The following is a 23,539-nucleotide window of genomic DNA, read 5'->3' as shown; positions in this document are numbered from 1 at the left end:
GTCGGTGCGATAGGGGCGGCTACCTGTGATCTTCGACTCCGTTCTCGGCATCTTCAGCGTCGACATGGGGATCGACCTGGGCACATGCAACACGCTGGTATGCGTGCGCGGCGAGGGCGTGGTGCTGAACGAGCCTTCGGTGGTGGCCGTGCGCCGGGGAACGAACCAGGTACTCCGAGACGGAAACGCCGTCGGTCTCGTCGCCAAGGAGATGCTGGGCAAGACGCCGGGCTCCATTGCTGCCATTCGCCCGCTCAAGGACGGCGTGATTGCCGACTTCGACATCACCGAGGCCATGCTCGGCTACTTCATCCGCAAGGTTCACGGGCGCAGCCGTTTCGTCAAGCCGCGCGTGGTCATCGCCGTCCCTTCGGGGATTACCGCCGTGGAAAAGCGGGCCGTCTACAACTCCGCCGAGCGCGCCGGCGCCCGCCGGGTGTATCTTGTCGAGGAGCCAATGGCCGCCGGGATCGGCGCGGGACTGCCCATCGCCGAAGCCACCGCTTCCATGATCGTGGACATCGGCGGCGGCACCACCGAAGTCGCGATCATGTCCCTGGCCGACATCGCCGTGTGCAACAGCATCCGCACGGCCGGCGACGAGATGGACGGCGCCATCATCTCCTACCTGCGGCGCCAGCACGATCTGATGATCGGGCAGCAGACGGCGGAAGCCATCAAGATCCAGATCGGCTGCGTGGGGGAAGTCAACGGCGAGATGAACATGGAAGTTCGCGGGCGGGACGTGGTCTGTGGCCTGCCGCGCAAGACGACGGTGACATCCGGCGAAGTTCGCGAAGCCCTGACGGAGCCGGTCAATCAAATCGTCGACTGCGTGAAGCGCACCCTCGAGTCCGCCGAGCCCGAGCTCGCCGCCGATCTTGTCGAGAACGGCATCCACCTGGCCGGCGGCGGAGCACTTCTTCGCGGACTGGATCGCATCATCACGCAAGCCACCGGGCTCGAGGTCCGCGTCGTGGACGACCCACTGAGCTGCGTCGCTCGCGGCACAAGCGTCTATCTCGAGAACCTCGGCGCCTGGAAGGACACGCTCGAATCCGACGCCGACGAATACTGATGCGAATCTCCGGTCGGCGACGTCCGTCCCGGTAACGCCAACCGTCTCCTCGAAAGATAACGGGAATATCACACTCATCGTAGACGGTCCCCATCCAGGCCCGTAAGATTGACGGCTGGTCGATGGATTTTCAGAAACCACATGACGAGCCCCGCTCCGCGGGCGAAACTTGCCCATGGCCCGGCAGCGATACAGGCAGTCCGCCGTTCGACTGATTTTCACGAGCCTCCTCGTGGTATCGCTGATCGCCATCTTCCTGCCGCGGGCATGGACCTCTCGCCTTATCAATCTTGTTCAGGTGCTGCTCCCACTCCAGGATGCGGCAAACACCTCGGCCGATGCCGCGGCGGAGCTCCTCGAGTCTTCCAATCCCGTGACGCGCTCCGCCTATGAACAGCTCCAGCGCGAAAGGGAAGCCCTGCGAAACCAGGTCGCCTCCCTTTCCATGCGACTGGGCGAACTCGAGGATGAGGTGCGGGTCCTGGCCAAGACCAGGCTCTGGGAAGTCGACGGCGAACACATCGGAACCCAGGGGCAACTTGTACCGGCCCGTGTCGTCGCCAAAGACCTGGTCTCGTGGCGCGACGCCCGGGTGATCAGCACTGGCGGGCTCCAGGGCGTTCGGCGAGGCGACGCGGTGACATCGCAGACGCTGAGCATCGATCAGGGATCCGACGGCGGCCTGCAAACCGGATTCGGTGTTCTGCTGGGCGAAGTCCTCATCGGCACGGCGGAAGACGTCGGCACGCAGGCGTCGCGCGTTCGCCTGTTCAGCGACCCGGCCGCGGGTACGCGCGTCCGCATCGGACGCTTCACCGCGGATGGTTTCGCCGCCTCGGACCGCGTGTTCTGGATGTCGGGACGTGGCGACGGGCGGATGCACATTGACGACGTGCAGCAGCGCGACACCGCGGAGGGAATCGTGCAGATCGGCGACGTCGTGCTGTCCGATCGCGGCGCATTCAACCTGCCCGTTCCGCTGACCATCGGCACGGTGGAGAGTATCGAACCCGATCGCGAGAATCCCCTTCTGGTGAATGTAACGGTGGTGCCGGCCGTCGACCTGGTTTCCCTGCGCAAGGTTTACGTATTCGTGCCCGAGCGGGTCACCGCTGATTAAAGGACGTGTGATGATCAATGCCCTCGTGCGGCATCGCGATGGATCGGTCCAGCGATTCAGCGACGTCAACGAACTGGTCGAATGCTGGACCACCAGCGAGGCGATCGGCTGGATCAATCTCGAAGCGCCGGCCGAGGAAGACCTGCATGGGCTCCAACGGTTATTCGGATTCGATTCGGAGGCCGTGGAAGACTGCCTCCACGGCGAGCAGCGTCCCCGGGTCGATGCCTATCAGGACCACATCTTTCTCGTCGTCTACGGGGTCCTCGCGTCGGAAAACGGAAAGGTGTTCGAGCATCGCAAGCTGGCGGCGTTCTTCTCCGACCGCTATCTCGTCACCGTTCACCAGGAACCGCTGGCAACGGTCCGCGCCTTGCTCGAGAAGACCAATCGCGACCCGCGGCCGGTTCTCGCCAACGGAACCGACACGCTCCTGTTCCGCCTCATCGACGGCATGGTCGACCGCTATATCCTGATCGTAGACCGGATCGAGGAGCGGCTCGAGGAATACGAGGACCAATCTCTTGAGCCGGACGTGGATGCCTCCATCCTCGCAGAGACGGCCGGCCTGCGGCGCGAGTTGCTCGAACTCCGGCGGCTCGCCGTTTCCCAGCGCGAGCTCCTCACGCCGTTCGCCGACGGCGAGTTCGAGGACATCGCCGAACAGCTCGAGCACCATTTCCGCCACGTTCGCCAGCATTTAACGCAGGTCATCGAGGAAGCGGACGCTCTCCGCGAGCGCCTTCACACCGTTCGCGACAATTATCACACCGCCATTGCCAACCGCACGAACCAGGTGATGAAGACGCTTACCCTGTTCGCCACGCTGCTGCTGCCCACGACATTGATTGCGAGCATCTATGGCATGAACCTGCCGCTCTGGCCTCCGCCTCAAGAACCACGCAGCTTCTGGCTGGTGCTCGGCGGGATGGCCGTCGTCGCAACCGCGATCCTGATCTATTTTCGTCGGCGGAAGTGGATTTAGGGAACGCCCCCGGTGGTCCGGAATACTCCCAGCATGTCCCCGGCGGAACAACGAAAGCACGTTGGACGCGAAGATTCCGCCACGACGGCGGCGACGCTTGGAATCGTCACCATCACGCTACTCGGTGCGTTGCTTCGCTTTTACGGACTTGGACGACGCGACTTCTGGTTCGACGAAAGCTGCACGTTCATCTATGTCCGCGATCTTCTGCACTGGCCAGAAGATTCCAACCTCTTTGTCGAAAGCACCAATCTCCCCTATTACGTGCTGCTCAAGGGCTGGAGTCTGATCTTCGGCCACAGCGAAGCCGCCTATCGTTCCCTGTCCGCGCTCCTCGCAACACTGACGATTCCGATCCTCGCCCATGTTGCGGGAATACTCCGCGGACGGCGGGCCGCCGTGATTTGTGCCGCCGTCGTCGCCTTCCATCCGCTGCACATTCACTACGCCCGAGAGGCCCGGGCCTACGCCCTCTGGTTTTTTCTGCTTTCGATTTCGATCTACTTTCTCCTGAGGGCGTCGTGGAGCGCGCGGGCGCGCTGGTGGATGGCGTTTGCCGCGGCACTCTGGCTCACGCTGGTCACGCACTACTTCACGGCCTATTTCGTTCCTGCAACGCTCGGTGCGATATTCTGGGCGCAGGACCGGCGTCGCTTCCTGCGGAGATGGTTCGTCAGTGTCGCGGCCGTGGCAGTACTGTTCCTTCCGTACGCGTGGATTGCGGTGCTTCCCGCCGCAGGAGGCGGTGGCAATCGATGGATTGCCGATCGCGACACGTCGCTCCTCGCGATTCTCCAGTCACTCTGGGTAATGCTCCCGTCCGCCGACTACCCGGCCCATCTTCGCGGGCTATCGCGCCATTCGCCCGACACGCTTCTCCTGGCTCCCGCATGGCTCGCCCAGGCTGCGGCAGTGCTACCCATCGTTCTCGTCGCGCTGATGGGATGGGCCGCTCTTCGCACGCGCGCCCCGAAACAAATGCCGTCGACCGGCGGTGATTCACGCGCCGTCCATGCACCGCTGCTGATCATGGCCGTCGCTCCCCTGCTGCTGGCCGCGGTCTATTCACTGATCGTCCGGCCCAACTACCTCGTTGGGCGTTACGATCTCGTCGCCTGGCCGGTCTTTTCGATCTGGTTTGCCGTGCTGATTCACGACGCGGCGCGAATAGCGCCCATGCGAGGGCGCGCTGCCGCCGCGACAAGCATCGTAATACTGCTGATGGCGTGCTCCGCCCTCCCCGTGGCACGCATGCTCGCCCTTTCGCCACCCCCGTCCTTTGCTCGAAATCGCGCCGAGCGATTGGCTCAGATCACCGACACGGGCGATTTGATCGTTTCCCTTTCCTACGACCGCGACTATCTGCAATATTACATGGATCGCGCCGGGGCTTGCGGAAAGCTGGTGAGCTTCCCCTCGTGGCTGGAAACGCAGGTCGGATGGGTGGACACCGAGGCTGATTTGCAGCGCCTCGCCCGAAGCGACGTCCGCAAGGATCTGGCCACGCAGCTCGAACGAATCGAGCAGACCCTGCGAGCCGGCCACAACGTGTGGCTGCTCGCCGATTCACTCGACCCGTCCGGAACCGGGCCGCGCGGGCCGATCAACAACCTGCTTCTGCAGTCCTTGCGCACAATGGGCTACAACGTCACCGTGGTCGATCCGCAGGAGATGATCCTCGCGGTCACGAAGCCCGCAAGCGACCACCCTGCCGCCGAATCACCAGCGTCCCCGCGCTGAGCAGCACCAACGTCAGTGCGGCCACGCCCCACTCCGTGGCGGCCGGCACCGGCAACCCGCATTGGCTGGGCACACCGTCCGGCACGATCTTGTACACCTCGCCGCCCTGCTCGCAGATGTAAATCTCGCCAAAGGCATCCCGGCCGAAAGAGACAATGCTCGTGATGCTGCCGCTGGCCGGAGCGAGCTCTGCCGTGCGCTCCATGAAGTCCGCCACCGCCGGACCGTTGCGGAAGCTCCAGATCTGGTTGCTGCAATAGTCCGCAAAGAAATACGTGCCCCAGAGATCGGTCACAGCACAACCCCGGTAGACCTCCCCTCCTGTGATGGAGCATCGGAACGGACTACCCCCGTGCGAATATTCGTAGATCGGCTCACGGAAGACGGAGACAGCGCAGTTTCCACCGGGATCGGTCGGATCATAAACGTGCATGCCTTCACGACATCGCCAGCCGTAGTTGAGTCCGCCGGTGAGCGCACTCGCATCGAAATCGATCTCTTCCCAGTTGCTTTGACCCACATCGGCGATGTACAGATCACCGGTAATGGGATCGAACGCGTTCCGCCAGGGATTTCGCAGGCCGTAGGCCCAGATCTCGTCATCCCCGGTAATGCCCACGAAGGGATTATCCGGCGGAATACCGTAGGGTACGCCGCCGTCCACGTCGATGCGCAACAGCTTGCCGAGAAGGTTGTCGGTAATATCCTGGGAATTGCCGATCAATGCCGTGTGTCCGGCGTCGTCATCCCCCGCACCACCGCCGTCACCGGTGGCGATGTACAGGTAACCGTCGTTGGGGCCGAACGCCAGCCAACCGCCGTTATGGTTGGACTGTGGCTGACTGATAACCAGCAGGATCGACTCACTCCCCGCATCCGCCTGATTCGGCGTCGCTACCGGGGTCTCGAATCGGGCGATAACCGTATCACCCACGGTTGCCGCCGAGCGCGTGTAGTTCACGTAGAAATAGCCGTTGCTGGCGTAGTCGGGGTGGAAGGCAAGCCCCAGCAAGCCGCGCTCGCCGCTGAAGCTCACCCGCGAACTGATATCCAGGAACGGTGCAACCTGCAGCACCGGCGGATCCTGGGAAATGTCCAGAATGCGAATCCGCCCGCTCTGCTCCACGATGAATACGCGGTCGAAGTCCCCCGGCGCATGGGTCACATATACCGGACTCGTCAGACCGAAGGCCACCTGCTCGGTCGTCAGCGGCGTGGCGCCGCGCGACACCGGCCCACATGCCCCCAGGAAGATCAACGACATCAGCAACGCGCGGATCTCGACAGCTTTCATGACTTTCTCCTCCGATGAACGACGAAAGGACGATTTGCCTCGGACGGACGTTCTGCCTACCCCGGCGTCCGACCCTCGCCCCCGGCAGCGAGACTGCATTCTAACGACGTTGCACCGCGCCGACCAGCGGAGAATTGACCACCCCGCAACGCCGGATGCCCGTCGATGCACCCATTCTCTACTGTGTGGTATGAAGTGAAGGCTATTTCCCTTCCAACGCCAGCGGCTCCAGCTCGAACCATCTTGCCTGTTCGGCACATTCCGAACCCCATCCCTTCAGCCTTTCATCAAGACGATGGACTTCCATCGCGGGAACGAGCAAGGAGCGAAGTACGCCACGCGAACTGATCACCGGCTTGAATGTCATCAGCTCCCGCTTCGCATTCCAGGCTTCGCGCACGTAGTCCGCCCATTCGGCCGCGCTCGGAGTGCACTCCGCCGGAACCAGGACCCAGACCGGCCCATCTCCCCCCGCAGCGCCAATCTCCGCTTGCAGAACCCGCCGTCCCTGGAAGCGCCGCACGGCAATCCCGGCGATCGTTCGCCAGGGCGGGACACCGTTCAGCATTCGAGGAAGCGGCGCTTCTGCAACGCAATCCCGCGCATGATCTTCGCGGTAGACCGTTTCGCGACCGTCAGCTCGAACGCGAGAGCCCAGCACGATTTCCGCGGTCTCACCAGGGTCAAGCTCCAGCACAGCGGAGAAGGCGGACGGCGTTCGATACCAGGTGAGCACCCAATGATAAGTCACCGACGGACACACCCAGCGCGGCCCGGCCCCAGGCGGCTGTGCGTCGATCTCCGCCAGCATGGCGCCCCAGTCCGGCTCAATCAGTTGCCTGGCACGTCTCTCGATGGTGGAGTGCGCGGCGAGCGCGGATGTAGCCAGGACCAGCGCCGCCGAGACCGAGATCACAAGGGGTCGAACGCGAAGGGCCAGCGCGCGAAGTGCCCATTCAAATCCCATCCCCGCCAGCGCTGCGATTGGCACCGGCAGGTACATGAATGTGCGCACGAATCCGACATTCCCCGATAGCACTCCAAACGCGAAAGGAACCAGGAGGCCGAGCCCGATCGCCGCGAGCCACCAACGTTCCTGCCGACGATAGAGGACGAACGCGCCGATACCCGCCGCGAGCAGGATGGCGCCGGACCATGCAAACAAGCCGGCTGCAGTCTGAATCAGGAATGCGAAGACCCGCTCGGCATCCTGGATATCCCGCGCGCCGACCGTCATCTGCAACGCCCACGTCGTCCGGCGCTGGTACGTGTAGATGGCCATGACTGCGACCAATGCCGCGGCAATGGAGATTGCTCCTCGGCGGAGTCTCCGGCGATCCTCCGGGCTTGCCGCCGCACGCGGAAGGACCATAACGGCAACAAGGAGCACCGGCAGTACCCAATACATCCACGTCGTATAGACGCTGACGGCTGCGCCCAGTCCGACAATGAATACACATAGACCCCGCGCGATCGATGCCGGCCGGTGACGGTAGTGTTCCAGGCTGACAAGCAGAAGTCCCGCCAGCGCCGCCGTCTCCGCGTAGCCCCGCACCTGCGCACCATAGATCGTAAGCAATGGCGACAACGCGGTGACTCCGGCTGCCAGCCAGGCCGCGACGCGTCCTCCCCGTGCCAGCAGGACCAGCCAGGCCGCAATCGCCGCGGTCGCGAGTGAGAACACCAGCGGCATCAGTCGCGCGGCCAATGGCGTAACGCCGAACAGATGCATCGTGATATTGGACCAGAAGGCCGACGTGGGATGCGGACTGAGGGGATGTCGCGGCGCGCGCATGCTCCGCACCGCCCCATGTCGTAGCGTGTACAGCGAGGGTACGAACGCCGCCGCTTCCGCTTCGTTGCCGACCTTGCCCGCCAACCCGGTCAACCGCTGAATGAGTGGCAGCTCGTCAATTTGCCACGTAAGACCCGCAGCCAGCGAGCATCGCATCACAACGCCCATCGCGATCAGCGCTCCCGCCGCCAGCGCGACGGGCCAAGCAGGCAGAGTTCTGGAATTGGGGCGTGGGAAATCGACGCGCTCGGCTTGCATTTCAGCGGAGATGCGCCGGCGTAACTCCAGACCCGGATCACCGGCGCGTGAGGAGCCTTCAGCGGTCGTCGTTTCGCCACTCCCCGCGTCGAGCGCTTGCGGCGGAACGCTTGAAGTCTCGGCGGCGTTGATGCGGACTTCCGTGTCTGTCGATCCCACTCGTTCGCCCTTTCGCGTGCCCGGCGATCCATTCAAGCGGTGGAATACGCGACGCGCTTGCCCGCCCCTTCCCTTTCGGGATTCGCCCTCTCCGTCGCACGCTGGAAAATCCGCAGCAATTCCTCCGCGCGGTGCTCCCGCGTGAATTTCTCCACACCGCCCCAGTCGTTCGGAACCGGGAACGGCAGCCGTCGCGCCAGGCGAATCATCGCCGCGGCCAGGGCGTCGGTGTCATCCGGGCGGCACACCAGCGACGGCACTCGCGCCTCGCGGAGAATGTCTCGGCCCGGATGATCTTCGCACAGCGTCGCCAATATCGGCCGGCGCAGCGCAAGATACTCAAACAACTTGTTCGGTACTTGCAGCGCCGCTCCCTCCCCGCTCGAACCCGCCAGCGCCACCGCGTCGCTGCCCGAGGCGCGCGCCATCGACTCGGCATGAGAGACACAACCGACGACAGTCACCTGATCCGATACGCCGGCCGCCGACGCCATCGCCTGCAAGTCCTTTCCCTGATACGCGCGTTCGCCAATGAACTGGAGCCGCAACCGCCGTCCTTCCGCACAAGCTGGCGCGGCGCGGCGAAGAGCCTCGAACCACACGGCCGGGCTCCGCGACCCGTAGAATTGCCCGCAGTGTGTAAGAACGACCTCCTCCTCCGAGCCGATGCGAACGGGTTCGATCCCGATTGCCATTTCCGCATCAAATCCGTTGAGGATCGTCGTCGTGCGATCGACCAAAGACGGAAACCGTCGAACCAACCGCTGGCGCGCCGTCGGCGTATTGCAGATTACCTGCGTCGCGGCGCGAAGCACGCGGCGCTCCAGGCGCGAATCCCACCACTCCAACAGCGAGAAACCCATGTCTCGGAAGGGGTTGTCGCGCCATGGATCGCGAAAGTCCGCTACCCACGGCAGGCCCGTTCGACGATGCAGAGCAAGCGCCACGAGATGGGCACTTGCACAGGGTGATGTCGAGTAAATGAGCACAGGTGGCTCATGGCGCACCGCATCGATCCCGGCTCGCACCGCGGGTCGAATCCAACCCGCTTTGTCGTCGGGAACGAGCATCGCCCGCGTGACGAAATCAATCGGCCTTCGGAATATGTGCCGAATCCTCGACCCGTTCAGGCTTGCGGGGCTGCCGCCACCAGTCTCAAACGCCGTCCCGTTTGCTGCTTGCCCGTCGCCACTTGTGATGACGGACGGCTCCGCACACCCCAGCCGTGCTTTCCAGCGCAGAATTCGATCTTCGCAGCGAACACGGTGCGCCACGATCTGCGGCGGCACGCGGTCCAGCAAATCTGAATCTGTCGGCTCGCCATGTGCGTCCGCGGTGATCACCGTCGCCGGCCAGTTCCATTCCGCCAGGTGCCGCGCGAAGGCCAACGTACGGTGCGTCCCGCTGCGATTGATCGGCGGAAACGCATAGGCAATGCACAGCCATCGGTGGCAATCGGACATGGTGTTCGACTTTGCCCAAGCGCGGTTAGGCGCTTGAAACGGGCTTCGAGCCGGCCGGTCTCAGCCCGGTCGGCGTCAGGTACGTCTCCGCCCTCAACTTGTACGCGGCCCGATCGCGCCAGCGCTGCCACGAACCCACAACGTACCCGGCCGTGTTGGCAGCGAGTACAACCGCCATCGTCAGCAGGCACAGCGGATATGCCGCTCGACGCTCGAGTTTTCGTGCGATGCTCATCGCACGCCCGTGCTGACACCATCCATAGAAGTACGCAACCAGCAGAACCGCCACGAGGAAAAGCCACGGCGAAACGACACCGAGCATCGCTGCCACGAGTATCGCGCCTGCATTACGCAGGTTGTATCGAAACGCCGGTGCGTCGATTTGCGTATGTCCCCGCCCCGTGCCGTAGCGATAGAATTGTCGAGCGATCGAAAACAAGCCTGTCCGCGGCCGCCAGTGGACGATCGCGTCCGCGGCGAAGTGCCACCTGACGCCCAGGCTCCGCACCTTGTGATCGAACAGCGTATCTTCGGAGAAGCGGATCCACTCCGGCCATCCTCCGCTGCGAATCCAGAGCGACTTCCGCAGGGCAAGCGATCGCGCCGAGGGGTTGAACGTTGCGGGATCGACGGATTCCAACTGCCCGCGCATCGTGGCCAGACCCGCGACGGCCTCGAGCAGCCCGCGCGGGTCGATACGATAGAACCCCGCCACGAACTCCACGTCGTCACCGCGCTCCAACGGCTCGGTCAGCTTGGCGAGCCAGTTTGGAGCGGCCCGGCAGCCCGCGTCCGTCGTCGCGATAATCTCTCCCCGCGCCGCCGCCGCCCCAACGTTGCGTCCCCGTGCGATATTCGCCCCCGGAGCGTGGATCACGCGCAACTGCGTGAGCGACGCCTCATACTGCCGAAGAACACGCAGCGTCTCGTCCGTCGATCCTCCATCGACGACGATGATCTCATCCGGACGCCGTGTCTGCTCCGCCAGCGAACTGAGTGTCGTCGCGATGCCCTGGGGATCGTTGCGAACCGTGATGAGAACGGTAACGTTCATGCCGAGTCTTCCAGCGGCTCGCCTTGCCCGATACGCCATCGGCGAAATCAGTGCAGCCGCGCTGGGCCTATCGGCATTCTCGAAGGCGCAATCCAGTACGTTATCGGTCTGCCTGCCGGACGCCGCCGCCTTGCTTCGCGAGAGCTGGAACCGCCCATCGGCGCGGCAGCGTGGCCAGCGATTGAACCAGACGCCGCAGGTGGCGCATAAGCCGAAGAAGCTGTGCCACGAACGTCCACCCGAAGTGCCGCCCACTGTAGGCTTCACGCAGATGTTCTCGCGACGGCACGACGTGGACGAGGGCGTACCCCAGCTTCCATCGCGTTCCCGGCGTGGTCAGAAGGTGAACAAGCACGGACCGCAGAGGCGAACCCGCCTCGCATGGGGCGCTTCGCAGAACGAGCCGGTCCGCCCACGAGACGCTCACCTCGTTCAGCGCCGCACGCACCCGCGCCGGAACCAGCCCGCCAAACAGCGACTCAGCCTCATCAATGCCCGATCGAACCGCGCCGGCCAGCTTCCATTCGCCCGCCAGCCGCAGGAAAAGCTCCCAATCCATCCGGTCGCCGTGGACCGCCAGGAACGCCTTCAGATCGTACAACCAGATCAGCCGGGAACATCCGTGAAACGCCGCGTGCGCCGCCAGGTGAATCAGCATTCGCTCCGGCGAGGGCGCCAGCATTCGTCCGTCTCCCCTGCCGACAGAATCCGCGCCCTTCCACATCGCATCGTCGGGCATCAACCTGGCATACCGTGGCGGACGGAAAGGACGCACGTGCAGATCGATACGCAGATTCTCCGGCGGTGGCGAAAGAAACTCCGCCTCGTAGTAATAGCGCGGGAAGAACTCCGGATGGATCAGATCCATTCCGCGATGGCACCCCAGCGCCACCAGGGTCGCCGCCGCTCGCTCCGCCTTCTCCGGGCGAACCAGCAGATCAAGATCGCTCACGGGGCGAAGGTCAGGCCGGTCATACACCATCGCATGCAGGGAAACGCCCTTGAGAACCAGCGCCGGCACGCCCGCGCCGTTCAACACCGCAATCACACGCTGGCTCGCATGCAGGACGCGCAGGGCATTGGCTCCGTCCAGCGACGCCGCGCGCCGCAACGATCGCATTGCCGCCTTGTCGAATTCCTCGCCTCCTGCCTCGACCGCTCGCAGCAAGAGCCCCGCACAACCCTCGCGAATGGCATGTTGCACCAGTTCCGACACGTCGCAGCCGGAGTCCTCGCATGCCCGCGCCGCGATCTGCTCACCGCGAATCACGGCCGCAAGCGTCGATCGAAGTCCTGTAGCTTGTTTCCCGTTCCACATTTCAAGCGCTCACGGCATGGGCCGCCGCATCGGTTTCCACGAGCCGCCGCAGGACATCGCACGTTCGGCCCAGATCACCGGCGATCAGCCGATAGCAGAATGCACCGCGTACCAGCCCGGCAATTACGTCCAGCGCCAGTGTGCGGCAGGTCAACAGGTTGAAGCACACCTCGTGCAGGGCGAATGCCGCCTCCGCCCGGCCGATCGGTACCAGCGTCGGTTCCGCCCCCTCCACGTAGCGCGGAAAGACGATGTACCGCACCGGGCAGGAACCGCCGACGGCACCTCCACGCACGTCTCCGGGGCGGATGTAACCCACGTATCCCTTGGCCCCCTTGAGGTAGTACCGTCGCTCGAAGATCGGCAGCCCGAGTTGCTCAACGGCCGGGATGGAAGGCTTCTTGATGCAGATCGCCCGCGGATACGGTTGCAGTGCCTGCGTCTCGGCATCGATGATGGCGAACTCGTCGGATAAGTACTGCCAGCCGCGTTTCAGCAAACCGGCCGCCAGCGTCGATTTCCCGCTGCCCGAGAGTGCCGGAAGGATCAGTCCCGCTCCATCCCACGCCATCGACGCCGCGTGCAGATGCAGGCAATTCGGAAACGCCCGTGGCACCTCCCAGTTGATTGCCCAATCCAGATAGGGAATCACTTCCGCCAGTCGCGCCGGCTCGAACTGCCGACGCTCATTGACCGTCACCACGTAGCGAGCGCGGTGCAGCAGCCCCCGCCGAGCGTAATCCACACGCACCCGAATCGGCGCCTCGCCCACGCGTTCAACGCGAAACGGCGCATAAAGCGCCGCGTAATCGGCAAGCACTGTGCTCTGATCGCTGCTCACCGAAATGGGTACAACGCCCACCTGGAATTGCCGCGTGCCCCGGGAATGATCTCGCAGGTGTGTCATGCCATCTGCTTCGATGGAGCACCATCCAGAAGCGCCAGACGCTCCATTTCCGTGAGCACGCGCCGCGTATGCTCCAGCGCATCGCGGTACGCCACGTCATACAGCGTGGTCAGAACCCGCGCAACGTCCGTCGTCGAACGCGTCCCGTCCAATAATCGAAAGACCTGGAACGCCGTCGAGTTCAGCCGGTGCGTGTCCGCCGTGCGCGGGTCATATACCAACGCTTCCCCGTCAAGCTCGTGGACCACCAGGTCGGCTCGAGTGCACGGCCTGCGCCAAACTCCTCCTTGACCATCAACGCTTCCTCCGTGAACGCGCGTGTCATCCCATTCAACGCCCGCTCGTTTCATTACCCTGATTCACTTTCCCTGCTGCGTCCTGCTTTCGCTCATCCATTGCCCCGGAGCCGACTACGAACATCGGGATCCGGTGCTCGACGTACCATCCGGGTTGCAAGTCGTGCCCGGACAACAAGGCTCGGCCGTCCCTCCGCCGCATTCCGTTCCCGCCGGATAGCAACTGTGGTTGCTCCCCGCCGCTTGCGCGTCCCGCGCCAGAAAGGTCGTGATCAGCGGGGTCACGAACGCCAACTTGACGCCCGTGGCGACAATCTCCCGCCGCGCTTCCCCCCAGCGCGACATCGCCTCACCGGAAACCGAAGCCGGCGCAGAATTCGCCGATGAATCCGACGGCGAAGGTGCACCCTCCGCACCCGAGCTGTGCCCGGCGGTCTTCATGGATTGGTCGGTCTCCTCGGGCGCCATGCGCGCATACCTCCGTCCCCGGTCCTATCGGATGATGATTCTCGGACGTGAAATTAACAGAGTAAGCCGGGCAGAAGCGGCGCCCCCGATCGAGGCGATCAACCGCAGATATCTTCACCGGAATCGATATCAGCGATGCAGAACAGGCCGGGGCAACAAGGCTCGGCTTTCCCACCGCCGCACGCCGCCCCCGCCGGATAGCAGCTGTGGTTGCTCCCCGCGGCCTGGGCATCCCGGGCCAGGAAGGACGATACCAGTGGCGTCACGAACGCCAGCTTGATCCCCGCCGCGACAATCTCGCGTCGCGTTTCGTCCCGGTCGGCACGCTCCTCCGAGGTAGCAGGCTTGTTTCCAGCATCGTCATGAGGGCGCGCCCCAGGCGGGCGCGGGTTATCCCCAACGGGCGACTGGCCGCCATTCCCCTTCATCTCACTGTTCGCGTCTTCTGTCATGGGCGCAATCATCCCCCGCGCTTTATCGGAGTCCGCCACGTCGAAATCGAGCGCGTCCCCCATCAATCGCGTGAACGCTGACGCCCCAGCGCTTGTCGACGGCTTGATTCCCCGCTTCGCGCGAATTGCCCCGGCCGTATTGACGGCCTCCGCCTTGCCTGTCAGCCTTGCACTGACCGGATGTCCTGGCGTTCGAGATGCCCAAGGTGATTCATGAATACTGAAGTCATTGTGACATGCTTCCTGATCGTGCTCGCCCGAATCGGCGACGTCAGCCTCGGCACCATGCGCACCATCAGTGTCGTCCAGGGACGGGCGTTCCTGGCCTGGATGCTCGGGTTCTTCGAGGTGCTCATCTGGGTGCTGGCGGCCTCCAAGGTGCTCAACAACCTCGAATCCCCCTTCTACATCGTGGCCTACGCTTTTGGATTCGCCTGCGGAAACTACATCGGCGTGAAGCTGGAAGGATACGTGGCCTTCGGCCGGCAAGTCGTCCGGGTCTTCTCACACCGGGGCGCCGAATTGGCTGCGCTACTGCGCGATCGCGGACACCTCGTGACCACCTTCGAGGGCCAAGGCCGCGAGGGTCACGTCAGCCTGCTCTTTATCGAGACCCGCCGGCGCCTCACCCCCCGCCTGCTCCGCGAAGCCGCCCAGGCCGACCCGGGGTGCTTCTACATGGTGGACGACATTCGCCTCGCTTCCCAACCGGCGCCGATCCACCCCACGGCAACCGGCTGGCGAGCGGTGCTCAAGAAGAAATAGGAGACTCGCCCTTGTCTCGGTGCGCTTTCCCCGGCTTCCGCAGCAGCTCTCGACGGATCAACTTCAGAGCCTTCGGCAAATCGGACACCCGTTGCGCGGCCTTCGCCTTCCGATAAATAATGGGCACAATGACCGCCAACAGAACCGTAGCAGTAGCAGCAGCCGCCAATCCCAATAACAACATTGAACCAACAGGTTCGTTGGGCGCGTTAGAATTCAGTGGTCCCCAAAGGACCACCAGAAAGGCTCCCGCCCCGATCCAAAGGGCGATGACGCCAAGAAAGCCTGCAACACCGGCCAAGTGATACCATGCCAATGTTCGAATCCTCTGCTGAGGAACTCCAACATCCACCGTGTTACGCACTACCGCGATCACCCAGATTACCAGCAATAGAATCTCGTTCTTCCCGGCAAATGGACCCAATTGCATAACTGGATAGTCTAATTGAAAAAGCATCGCCGCCAGGAATAACGCGACACAAAGCACAGGCGACGACTCCAGCACCCGAAGAACATTATCCATTTGCCTCGACGATACCGAAGGAAGTGGGAGCTCAACGTTCTTCCCGCACTCTGGGCAGCGGACCAAACCCCTTCCTAGACCCGTCAAGTCGTAAAGGCACTCGGGGCACAATGACGGAATGCCCTCATCCGGCTTCTCACCCGTTTGAGGTTTCGGACCCTTCATCTTGGCGGACCAACGCATCATGAAGTTCCCGGCTGGCAAGCTCAAGACCTTTGATGGCAGCGTTCCGTCCCCCTTTGCATTCTAGGGTACCCACTTAACCCTCGGCGCCACCTCCTCCGCCCTTTCCACGTATCGCTCGATCAACCCCGCATCGAGCTTCCGATACAGTTCCACCACCTGCCGCGGATGGTAGTCCTTCCGCAGATACAGCCGCGGATTCGCCACCGCCCAGGGCGTCACCGGCTCGATGCGACCGGCGTCGAGTTCACGCAGCACGCCGATCATCGCTTCAATCCCCGCCAGAATCGCCTTGCACCCGATCGTGTGCGGCCGGTCGCCCGCCACGATCTCCGGCCGGGCGTGTCGCAGAATCGGCCCGCTGTCGATCCCCGCGTCCAGCAGGTGCACTGTCGCTCCCACGTACTCCGGCTCCTCGTTCAATAGCGGATAGAAATTCGTCGCCGTACCCCGGTAGTAGGGCGAGAGCCCCAGGTGCAGGTTGATCATTCGCCCCGGCCAGCGCCCCAGCAGCGGCGGCCGAACCAGGTTCGTCCCGTACACCACGACCGTATCGACCCCCGCCTCCTCCAGGAACCGAAGCGTCTCCGGCGAGTTCAACGTCCCCGGCGACAACCGCCGCGCGGCGCATCCTCCACCATCTTCAAGAAAAGTAGCGTTGTGCCCGAAGTACCGCTCCTCCTGCCGCCCGCGCTCTGCAAAGTGCTCCTTTACGATGGCCCGCTCCCGCTCCGTCAGCTCGTCAAGACGCACGTCGGCCGGGCTGTAGCCGGTCTCCTCGTACGCCACGGCCACGACCGGCAATTGCTCGCACAGCGCCCGCGCGGAGTACCGATGCCGCGTATCAATGCTGGTAAGAATGCCGAGCTTCAAGGATCCACCGTGTCACAAGACTCCGCGCGCAGGCGCCCCCTGCACGCGCCACCGCGGAAATCTTAACGGCGAATCGCAGGATTGGGACAAACAGAAATTGTCGGACTTGGGATGCCCTGCGCGCGAACGGGCAACCGCGTTCAATACGTCGCGCCGCCGCTCGCCCGCTTGGCTTTTCGCCCGCGCCGAAATCACCCCCCGGCCTTGGGCATGTTCACGCAGTTCAAGAACTGACCGGTGTCCTTGTACGTCTTGATGATCCGCACCGCCTCGTCGGCCACCGCCTTCTGCGCTTGCTCCGTCGACGCCCCCACGTGGTGCGTCCCGTACAGATGCGGCACCTTCGCCACCGGGTCTTTGAATTCCTTGTCGTTCGCCCCGGGCTCGATCTCGTACACGTCCAGCGCCGCGCCCGCCAGCTTGTTCGACTTCAGCGCCTCGCCCAGTGCTGTCTCGTCGATCACCCCGCCCCGGCTGCAATTCAGCACGAACGCCGTCGGCTTCATCGTCGCCAGCTCTTTCGCCCCGATCAGGTGCTTCGTATCACCACCGCCCGGCACGTGCACCGTTACGAAATCGGACTCCCGCAGGATGTCCTCAAACGTTACCCGCCGCATGCCCAGCTCTTTCTCGACCTCCGGCCGGGCGATCACGTCGCAGTAGAGCAGCTTCATCTCGAACGCCTTCGCCCGCCGTGCGACCTCGTACCCGATGCGCCCCAGGCCCACGATCCCCAGCGTGCTGTCCTTGAGTCCCCGGGCCTTGCTGTATTCCTTCTTGTTCCAGACCCCCCGTCGCAGATCATCCGTTTCGTCCACGATCTTCCGGTCCAGGGCGATCATCAGCCCCAGCGTCAACTCCGCCACCGCCACCGAGTTCATCCCCGGGCAGTTCGTCACGCGGACGCCCCGCTCCGTCGCCGCGTTCACGTCGATCGTGTCGTATCCCGACCCGGCCCGCACCACCATCTTCAGGCTCGAGCCGTTATCGAACATGTCGCCCGTGACCTTCGTGCTGCGGACCACCAGCACCTGCGGGGTGTGCTTCTTGATCGCCTCCGCCAGCGCCTTGTCCTTCAGTTCGGAATCGACCAGCACCTCGCATCCCGCCGCCTTCAGCGCATCCACGCCGTGAGCCTCGAACTTGTCCGCAATGAGCACCTTCATCGTCGCATCCTCCGCCGCAAATAGACGGGCGCGGGCGACTCCCCGCCGCGCCGCATCGTTCCACGTCCGCCGCCGAACTCCACAGGCACCAACGCCGCAACCATCTTCTTGCAAGAACCGTGCCGCCGGACTTCAGCGAGCCGCAGGCCTGAAGCCTGCGCGGTAGCTCCCGGCGCGCCCGCGCGGACGTTTCTCCCAAATCCTCGTACAATGCCCACGTCCGCCGGAACCGGGTACCGCTGCCAGAATTCGCAGGATTCCGCCATGATCTACCTCGACTACAACGCCTCCACCCCGCTCGACCCCCAGGTCCGCGATGCCATGCTTCCCTGGCTCGGTGAGCACTACGGCAACCCCTCCTCCGCCCACGCCGCCGGCCGACCCCTCCGCCGCGCCGTCGACGACGCCCGCCGCCAGCTCGCCGCCATGCTTGGCGCCGAGCCCGACGAAATCGTCTTCACCTCCGGCGGCACCGAGGCCAACAACCACGTCATCAAGGGCGTCGCCCACGCCCTCCGCGACCGCGGCAAGCACATCATCATCTCCGCCGTCGAGCACCCCGCGGTGTCAAACCCGTGTCACTATCTGGAGCAGCTCGGCTACGAGATCACCGTCGTCCCCGTCGACGCCCACGGCCTCGTCGATCCCCAGACCATCGCCGGCGAGGTCCGCGGCACGACCATTCTCATCTCCGTCATGCACGCCAACAACGAGGTAGGCACGATCCAGAACATCGCCGAGATCGCCGCCATCGCCCGCGAAGGCGAGGTCCTCATGCACACCGACGCCGCCCAGTCCTGCGGCAAGATTCCCACCGACGTAAGCGAACTCGGCGTCGACTTCCTCTCCGTCGCCGGACACAAGCTCTACGCCCCGCCCGGCATCGGCGCCCTCTACATCCGCCGCGGCATCCAGATCGAACCCCTCCACCACGGCGCCGGACACGAAGGCGGCCGGCGCGCCGGAACCGAGCCCGTGGCCAACATTGTCGCCCTCGGGACCGCCGCCGATCTCGCCATCGACCGCCTCGACGAAGCCGACCGCCTGCGCTCGCTGCGCGACAACCTGTTCGATCTCCTTCGCGCCGCCTTGGGCGATGACGTCGTCCTGCTCGGCCATCCCGAGCACCGCCTGCCGAATACGCTGGCCGTCGGATTCCGCGATTGCTACGGCGCGGACGTGCTCGCTCGCTGCCCGGAGTTGTGCGCCAGCACCGGTGCGGCCTGCCACGCCGGCGCCCAATCCCACTCCGACGTGCTCACCGCCATGAACGTCCCGCCGGACGTCTCCTGCGGCATGGTCCGCCTGAGCGTGGGCTCCCCGACCACGGATTCCGAAATCGAAGCGGCTGCGCAAATGCTCATCGCGGCCGTGACGCAACTGCACGAGGGGACAAGGGTAAAGAGATGACTTCGTAGGGTCCGCCGTGCGGACCAATTCTCAATGAATCAGAATGCCAACAACTCCCTCACGCCTGCTGCCAAGAATGAAGGCGCTGTTGATGAACGAGAAAACCGCGCGGAGTTGCCGTACGCCCAAAGGAGGAACCGTGTCCTCACCCGCAAGCGGGCCATGTTCTGGATCTGCTTCACACTATGGCTGGCGTGCATATTGGTCGGTATCATCCTGAGTGTGTACGCAACGTTTACCCACTCCGACTCCAAGTCCAAGAAGCTCGAGAACCTGGGCTTTGTGCTTGCAGTCGCTCCAATCTTGGTAGCCATTACGATTGCCCAGTACCCAGCAATGCCATGGAAGCTCCGTCTGGGGCCCAAATGGGTGCGCCTGATCATCTGGGGATTTATTCTTGTCGGACTGATAGTTGCTCTCGTCGCACTCGTATGGGTGCTCCGATTGGAACGATCTGTTCAGTCGTCGTAGCTTTCGCAAACAGCCTCTCCTGACGCACCATTATTGCACCGTCGATCACCATGTCCGCGCTTGCGGCCATGTTCTCCCTCGGAGCCCACGCCCACGCCTCGTGGGTGCGTTGTCGCTTGGGGCCCAAGCGGTCGCTCCTCTGGGACCTCGTCTCTTGATCCCCTCCCTACTCCGTCACCAACTCGAAATTCGGCCGGCTCACCTTCACCTCCTCCGTCGGAGCCGTGAACTCATACCGATACACATTCTTCTCGTGCATCTTGGGTTTGAAGTCGAACGCGTAGTCCTGCCCCTGCTCGATCTCGCCCATAACGCAGAACTCCGGGGCGCCTCCCGCCGGCTCACCCACGAACAGCCCGCTGGTCCCCATTTTCTTCAGCCGCACCGGCGTCCCGTCTTTCTTCTGGAGCTTGTAGTGCGCGTCGATCCACTCGTTCCACGTCATCCGCTTCTCTTGGTCTCTATCCGGCGGATCGACGATGATCACGCCCGGCGGCACGCCCAGGTGAACCTCGATCTTCCCGTCGTGCGGCGCGCCGAACGCCACCGCGATCGCCCGACCGTGATCACGCATACTCTCCCGCGAAAGCCACGAGGCACCCAGGAACGCCAACAACGCCAGCCCGGCCATCAGACCGAATACACCCTTCATGACTTCGCTCCCACAGAAATGACCCTAGGACCTTTACTTCCGCGCGGCCGGCAGACAGACCGCCCCGCCTGGTGATCTTTACCACGATCCCTTCGGCCGGTCGAGTTCCACCGGCATCAACGCCGAGTTCCGTCCCAGGCCGACGACAACCACTTCGAATGGTGCCGCCCCACGGCCCCAATCAGTTAAGTGAACTTTAGCTTGTACCGGCGATGGCTTTCCGGGTATTCTACGGAAGCCCTGCAATCCGAATACCGCGCGGGCATCAAAGAGGGGCAAGGCGATGCTAACAAGAGGCATCCGGATGGATCGAGCGGCCGGCCGGCGTTTCGCATCGGCTTTATTGCTGATAATCTTTGCAGCTTCGGCATCCGCGCCGGCGCACGCGGAGTGCCAGTGGCTCCCGGGAGAGGGCGTACCGGGAGTTAACTTCACCATCCTCGCCATGACCGCCTACGATCCCGACGGCCCCGGAGGACAGCCGGAATTGCTCGTTGTCGGCGGGGAAATTACGGTCGCGGGCGATGTGGTGGCGAACAACATTGCCGCCTGGAACGGCTCGACGTGGTCAACCCTGGGAACGGGGATAGGCAACTACGTCGGCGCCCTCGCCGTATTCGATGACGGCGGCGGTCCGGCGCTCTATGCCGCGGGATCGTTCACGACCGCCGGAGGGGTGAGCGCCAACCATATCGCCAAGTGGGACGGCTCGGCGTGGTCGCCCGTCGGAACGGGAACCGACGGCTATGTCTCGACCTTGACCGTCTTCGATGACGGATCGGGGCCGGCATTATACGCAGGGGGCCTTTTTACAACCGCCGGAGGGGTCAGCGCCAACAACATCGCCAAGTGGAACGGCTCCACATGGTCGCCACTGGGGACGGGGATAGACAATAATTTCTATGGCGTCGGCGCCCTCACGGTCTTCGATGATGGGAGCGGTCCGGCGCTCTACGCAGGGGGCGATTTCAACACGGCCGGAGGGATAAGCGCCAATGGAATCGCCAAATGGGACGGATCAACCTGGTCGGGCTTGGGGACTGGGTTGAACGGCACGATCAGTACTCTCACCGTCTTCGATGACGGGGGAGGACCTGCGCTGTATACGGGGGGTTTCTTTACCACGGCCGGGGGGATGAGCGCCAACAACGTCGCCAGGTGGGACGGCTCGAACTGGTCGACCCTGGGTACGGGAACAGACGGCGGTGTCGGGGAACTCGCCGTCTTCGACGACGGCGGCGGACCGGCATTGTACGCAGGAGGGGGTTTTGGTACTGCCGGTGGAGTCACCGCCCAGTACATCGCCAAGTGGGACGGCACGACGTGGTCGGCCCTCGACGCAGGGGTGTCGGAGGAATCCTACCCTTATGTCTACGCTCTCGCTGTCTTCGACGACGGCAACGGTTCGGCGTTGTTTGCGGGAGGCCAGTTCACCAGCGCCGGTGAAGCAAACGCCAAAGGAATCGCCAAATGGGACGGATCGACTTGGTCGGCCTTGGGGACGGGAATGAACGATTCGGTCGTGGCCCTGGCCGAATTCGATGATGGCACCGGACCGGCGCTCTACGCGGGGGGAAAGTTCACTGGCGCCGGAGCAGTTATCGCGAATCGGATCGCCAGATGGAACGGCTCGACTTGGTCATCCCTGGGGACCGGGTTGAACGACTGGGTCTTGAGGCTCGCCGTCTTCGACGACGGCGGTGGCCCGGCGCTTTACGCGGGGGGCTACTTCACAACCGCCGGAGAGGTAAGCGCGAACCGTATCGCCAAGTGGAACGGCTCGACCTGGTCGACCCTGGGGACAGGGATGAACGAATGGGTCCGGACGCTAGCTGTCTTCGACGACGGCGGCGGCCCGGCATTGTATGCAGGAGGGTACTTTGGTACCGCCGGTGGAGTCATCGCCGAAAACATCGCCAGGTGGAACGGCTTGAACTGGTCGCCCCTGGAAGCGGAAATTCCAGCCCCCTATGCTCACCTGATCTACGCCCTGACCGTCTTCGATGACGGAAGCGGGCCGGCGCTCTACGTGGCCGGCGCGATGTACCCCTTCGGCATCCTTCGATGGAATGGTTCAAGCTGGCGGGTCCTGGGGCTGGGAATTGGCGGTTTCCCCAGTGCCGATGTCTACGCCCTGACTGTTTTCGATGACGGCAGCGGACCGGCGCTCTATGCGGGGGGCCGGTTCGCCTATGCCGGGGGAGTCAGCGCCAACAACATCGCCAAGTGGGACGGCTCCACATGGTCGCCACTGGGGACGGGGATAGATAATAATTTCTATGGCGTCCGCGCCCTCACGGTCTTCGATAATGGGAGCGGTCCGGCGCTCTACGCAGGGGGCGATTTCAACACGGCCGGAGGGATAAGCGCGAATGGAATCGCCAAATGGGACGGCTCGACCTGGTCGGCCCTAGGAGCGGGAGTGAACGGAACGGTAAGTGCACTCACTGTATTTGACGACGGCTCGGGGCCCACGCTTTATGTCGGTGGTAGTTTCACCACCGCCGGAGATCAGGTCTCGGCCTACCTGGCTCGCTGGCAATGCACCGGCTGTTCCGGCCACAAGGGCGACTACGATGCCGACTGCGATCTCGACCTCGACGACTTCAGCGCACCATCGTCAGGCGGTATGGATTTTCCCATGCAGGGATGTTTCGGGTCGGCCGGGAGCCCGTTGGAAGAAACATGCGAGATCTTCGATTTCGATATCGACGGGGACGTGGACCTTTACGATCTCGCGGAATTCCAGAACGCATTCGGCTCGTGACAACGGCCGAGCCTTGAGCATCCGGTCAAATGCGGGATAAACGGCCTCACCGCTCCCCCATGCGCGGTAGTCCTTCGACATGACCACGCGTGGAGAAGGTGACAGTTGCAGCGAGCCGCAGGCTTCAGCCTGCGCGGACGTACCCGAAACAAGCGACGCTTGGAGACACTCCGGCCGCTCCACGTGATTGCTTGCCGCTCTTGCCGCCGTCGAGATCCACCCGACTTAATCCCACCTACCCTGCGCCGCAAATCGCTACACACCCGGCTCATTTCCCGGCGGCAAGACGATCAATCTACAACGCGATTATGTCATTTTCACTGATATTTTAAGTTGAGCGTT

General features: G+C 63.6%; 21 protein-coding genes. 8 read left to right on the top strand and 13 right to left on the bottom strand.

Annotated elements, in window-relative coordinates; translation table 11 throughout:
- Positions 1-28: 28 nt before the first annotated feature.
- The 4 genes from J5J06_20250 (at position 29) to J5J06_20235 (ending at position 4,923) form a co-directional block, all read left to right on the top strand.
- Positions 29-1,078 carry a rod shape-determining protein gene (locus J5J06_20250; GenBank protein MCO6439428.1) on the top strand — a complete coding sequence of 350 codons (1,050 nt, stop codon included), beginning with the start codon at positions 29-31 and terminating at the stop codon, positions 1,076-1,078.
- A 175-nt stretch (positions 1,079-1,253) separates the two neighbouring features.
- Positions 1,254-2,198, top strand: coding sequence for a hypothetical protein (locus J5J06_20245; GenBank protein MCO6439427.1), 945 nt, complete (start codon positions 1,254-1,256; stop codon positions 2,196-2,198).
- A 10-nt stretch (positions 2,199-2,208) separates the two neighbouring features.
- Complete coding sequence (locus J5J06_20240; GenBank protein MCO6439426.1) at positions 2,209-3,183, top strand: magnesium transporter CorA family protein; 975 nt, start codon at positions 2,209-2,211, stop codon at positions 3,181-3,183.
- Between the two features lie 33 nt (positions 3,184-3,216).
- Positions 3,217-4,923 (top strand): glycosyltransferase family 39 protein, encoded by a 1,707-nt coding sequence (locus tag J5J06_20235; protein ID MCO6439425.1) that lies wholly within the window; start codon positions 3,217-3,219, stop codon positions 4,921-4,923.
- On the opposite strand, the gene J5J06_20230 is transcribed toward J5J06_20235, so the two are convergent.
- The 9 genes from J5J06_20230 to J5J06_20190 all read right to left on the bottom strand — a co-directional run bounded on the left by J5J06_20230 (position 4,868) and on the right by J5J06_20190 (position 14,387).
- Positions 4,868-6,217, bottom strand: coding sequence for a PQQ-dependent sugar dehydrogenase (locus J5J06_20230; protein MCO6439424.1), 1,350 nt, complete (start codon positions 6,215-6,217; stop codon positions 4,868-4,870). The two genes, J5J06_20235 and J5J06_20230, sit on opposite strands and share 56 nt — an antisense overlap.
- A gap of 202 nt (positions 6,218-6,419) precedes the next feature.
- The gene (locus J5J06_20225) at positions 6,420-8,429 is read right to left on the bottom strand and encodes a hypothetical protein (protein MCO6439423.1); all 2,010 of its coding nucleotides are present in this window, start codon (positions 8,427-8,429) and stop codon (positions 6,420-6,422) included.
- Positions 8,430-8,461: 32 nt separating this feature from the next.
- The gene (locus J5J06_20220) at positions 8,462-9,892 is read right to left on the bottom strand and encodes a glycosyltransferase (protein ID MCO6439422.1); all 1,431 of its coding nucleotides are present in this window, start codon (positions 9,890-9,892) and stop codon (positions 8,462-8,464) included.
- 25 nt (positions 9,893-9,917) lie between these two features.
- Complete coding sequence (locus tag J5J06_20215; protein MCO6439421.1) at positions 9,918-10,946, bottom strand: glycosyltransferase; 1,029 nt, start codon at positions 10,944-10,946, stop codon at positions 9,918-9,920.
- Between the two features lie 100 nt (positions 10,947-11,046).
- Positions 11,047-12,264: a nucleotidyltransferase family protein gene (locus J5J06_20210; protein MCO6439420.1), complete on the bottom strand. Its 1,218-nt coding sequence runs from the start codon at positions 12,262-12,264 to the stop codon at positions 11,047-11,049.
- A 1-nt stretch (position 12,265) separates the two neighbouring features.
- Entirely contained in the window at positions 12,266-13,171 is a 906-nt protein-coding gene (locus J5J06_20205) for a hypothetical protein (GenBank protein ID MCO6439419.1), read from the bottom strand.
- Entirely contained in the window at positions 13,168-13,521 is a 354-nt protein-coding gene (locus tag J5J06_20200) for an HPr-rel-A system PqqD family peptide chaperone (GenBank protein ID MCO6439418.1), read from the bottom strand. Before J5J06_20200 ends, J5J06_20205 begins: the two co-directional genes overlap by 4 nt.
- A 60-nt stretch (positions 13,522-13,581) precedes the next feature.
- Complete coding sequence (locus tag J5J06_20195; protein ID MCO6439417.1) at positions 13,582-13,935, bottom strand: hypothetical protein; 354 nt, start codon at positions 13,933-13,935, stop codon at positions 13,582-13,584.
- Between the two features lie 98 nt (positions 13,936-14,033).
- Positions 14,034-14,387 (bottom strand): hypothetical protein, encoded by a 354-nt coding sequence (locus J5J06_20190; GenBank protein MCO6439416.1) that lies wholly within the window; start codon positions 14,385-14,387, stop codon positions 14,034-14,036.
- A 213-nt stretch (positions 14,388-14,600) separates the two neighbouring features.
- On the opposite strand from J5J06_20190, the gene J5J06_20185 reads away from it, so the two are divergent.
- The gene (locus J5J06_20185; protein ID MCO6439415.1) at positions 14,601-15,152 is read left to right on the top strand and encodes a DUF2179 domain-containing protein; all 552 of its coding nucleotides are present in this window, start codon (positions 14,601-14,603) and stop codon (positions 15,150-15,152) included.
- On the opposite strand, the gene J5J06_20180 is transcribed toward J5J06_20185, so the two are convergent.
- The 3 genes from J5J06_20180 to J5J06_20170 all read right to left on the bottom strand — a co-directional run bounded on the left by J5J06_20180 (position 15,139) and on the right by J5J06_20170 (position 17,897).
- Positions 15,139-15,675, bottom strand: coding sequence for a hypothetical protein (locus tag J5J06_20180; GenBank protein ID MCO6439414.1), 537 nt, complete (start codon positions 15,673-15,675; stop codon positions 15,139-15,141). The genes J5J06_20185 and J5J06_20180 overlap by 14 nt on opposite strands.
- Before the next feature lie 246 nt (positions 15,676-15,921).
- A complete protein-coding gene (locus J5J06_20175; GenBank protein ID MCO6439413.1) occupies positions 15,922-16,731 on the bottom strand; it encodes a hypothetical protein in 810 nt (269 codons plus the stop codon).
- Between the two features lie 191 nt (positions 16,732-16,922).
- A complete protein-coding gene (locus J5J06_20170) occupies positions 16,923-17,897 on the bottom strand; it encodes a hydroxyacid dehydrogenase (GenBank protein ID MCO6439412.1) in 975 nt (324 codons plus the stop codon).
- 264 nt (positions 17,898-18,161) lie between these two features.
- On the opposite strand from J5J06_20170, the gene J5J06_20165 reads away from it, so the two are divergent.
- Both J5J06_20165 and J5J06_20160 read left to right on the top strand, forming a co-directional pair.
- Complete coding sequence (locus tag J5J06_20165) at positions 18,162-19,307, top strand: cysteine desulfurase (protein MCO6439411.1); 1,146 nt, start codon at positions 18,162-18,164, stop codon at positions 19,305-19,307.
- 33 nt (positions 19,308-19,340) lie between these two features.
- On the top strand, positions 19,341-19,778 hold the full coding sequence (locus J5J06_20160) for a hypothetical protein (GenBank protein MCO6439410.1): 438 nt from the start codon (positions 19,341-19,343) through the stop codon (positions 19,776-19,778).
- A gap of 166 nt (positions 19,779-19,944) precedes the next feature.
- Here J5J06_20160 and J5J06_20155 read toward each other — a convergent pair whose 3' ends face one another.
- Positions 19,945-20,430 (bottom strand): hypothetical protein, encoded by a 486-nt coding sequence (locus tag J5J06_20155; protein MCO6439409.1) that lies wholly within the window; start codon positions 20,428-20,430, stop codon positions 19,945-19,947.
- 304 nt (positions 20,431-20,734) lie between these two features.
- Here J5J06_20155 and J5J06_20150 point away from each other — a divergent pair, with 304 nt between their 5' ends.
- Positions 20,735-23,197: a hypothetical protein gene (locus J5J06_20150; GenBank protein MCO6439408.1), complete on the top strand. Its 2,463-nt coding sequence runs from the start codon at positions 20,735-20,737 to the stop codon at positions 23,195-23,197.
- The last annotated feature ends 342 nt before the right edge of the window (positions 23,198-23,539 follow it).

Source organism: Phycisphaerae bacterium (genome assembly GCA_024102815.1).
GTDB lineage: Bacteria > Planctomycetota > Phycisphaerae > UBA1845 > UBA1845 > JAGFJJ01.
The sequence above is the reverse complement of the archived record's forward strand: the minus strand, read 5'-3'. Positions and strand labels throughout refer to the sequence as shown.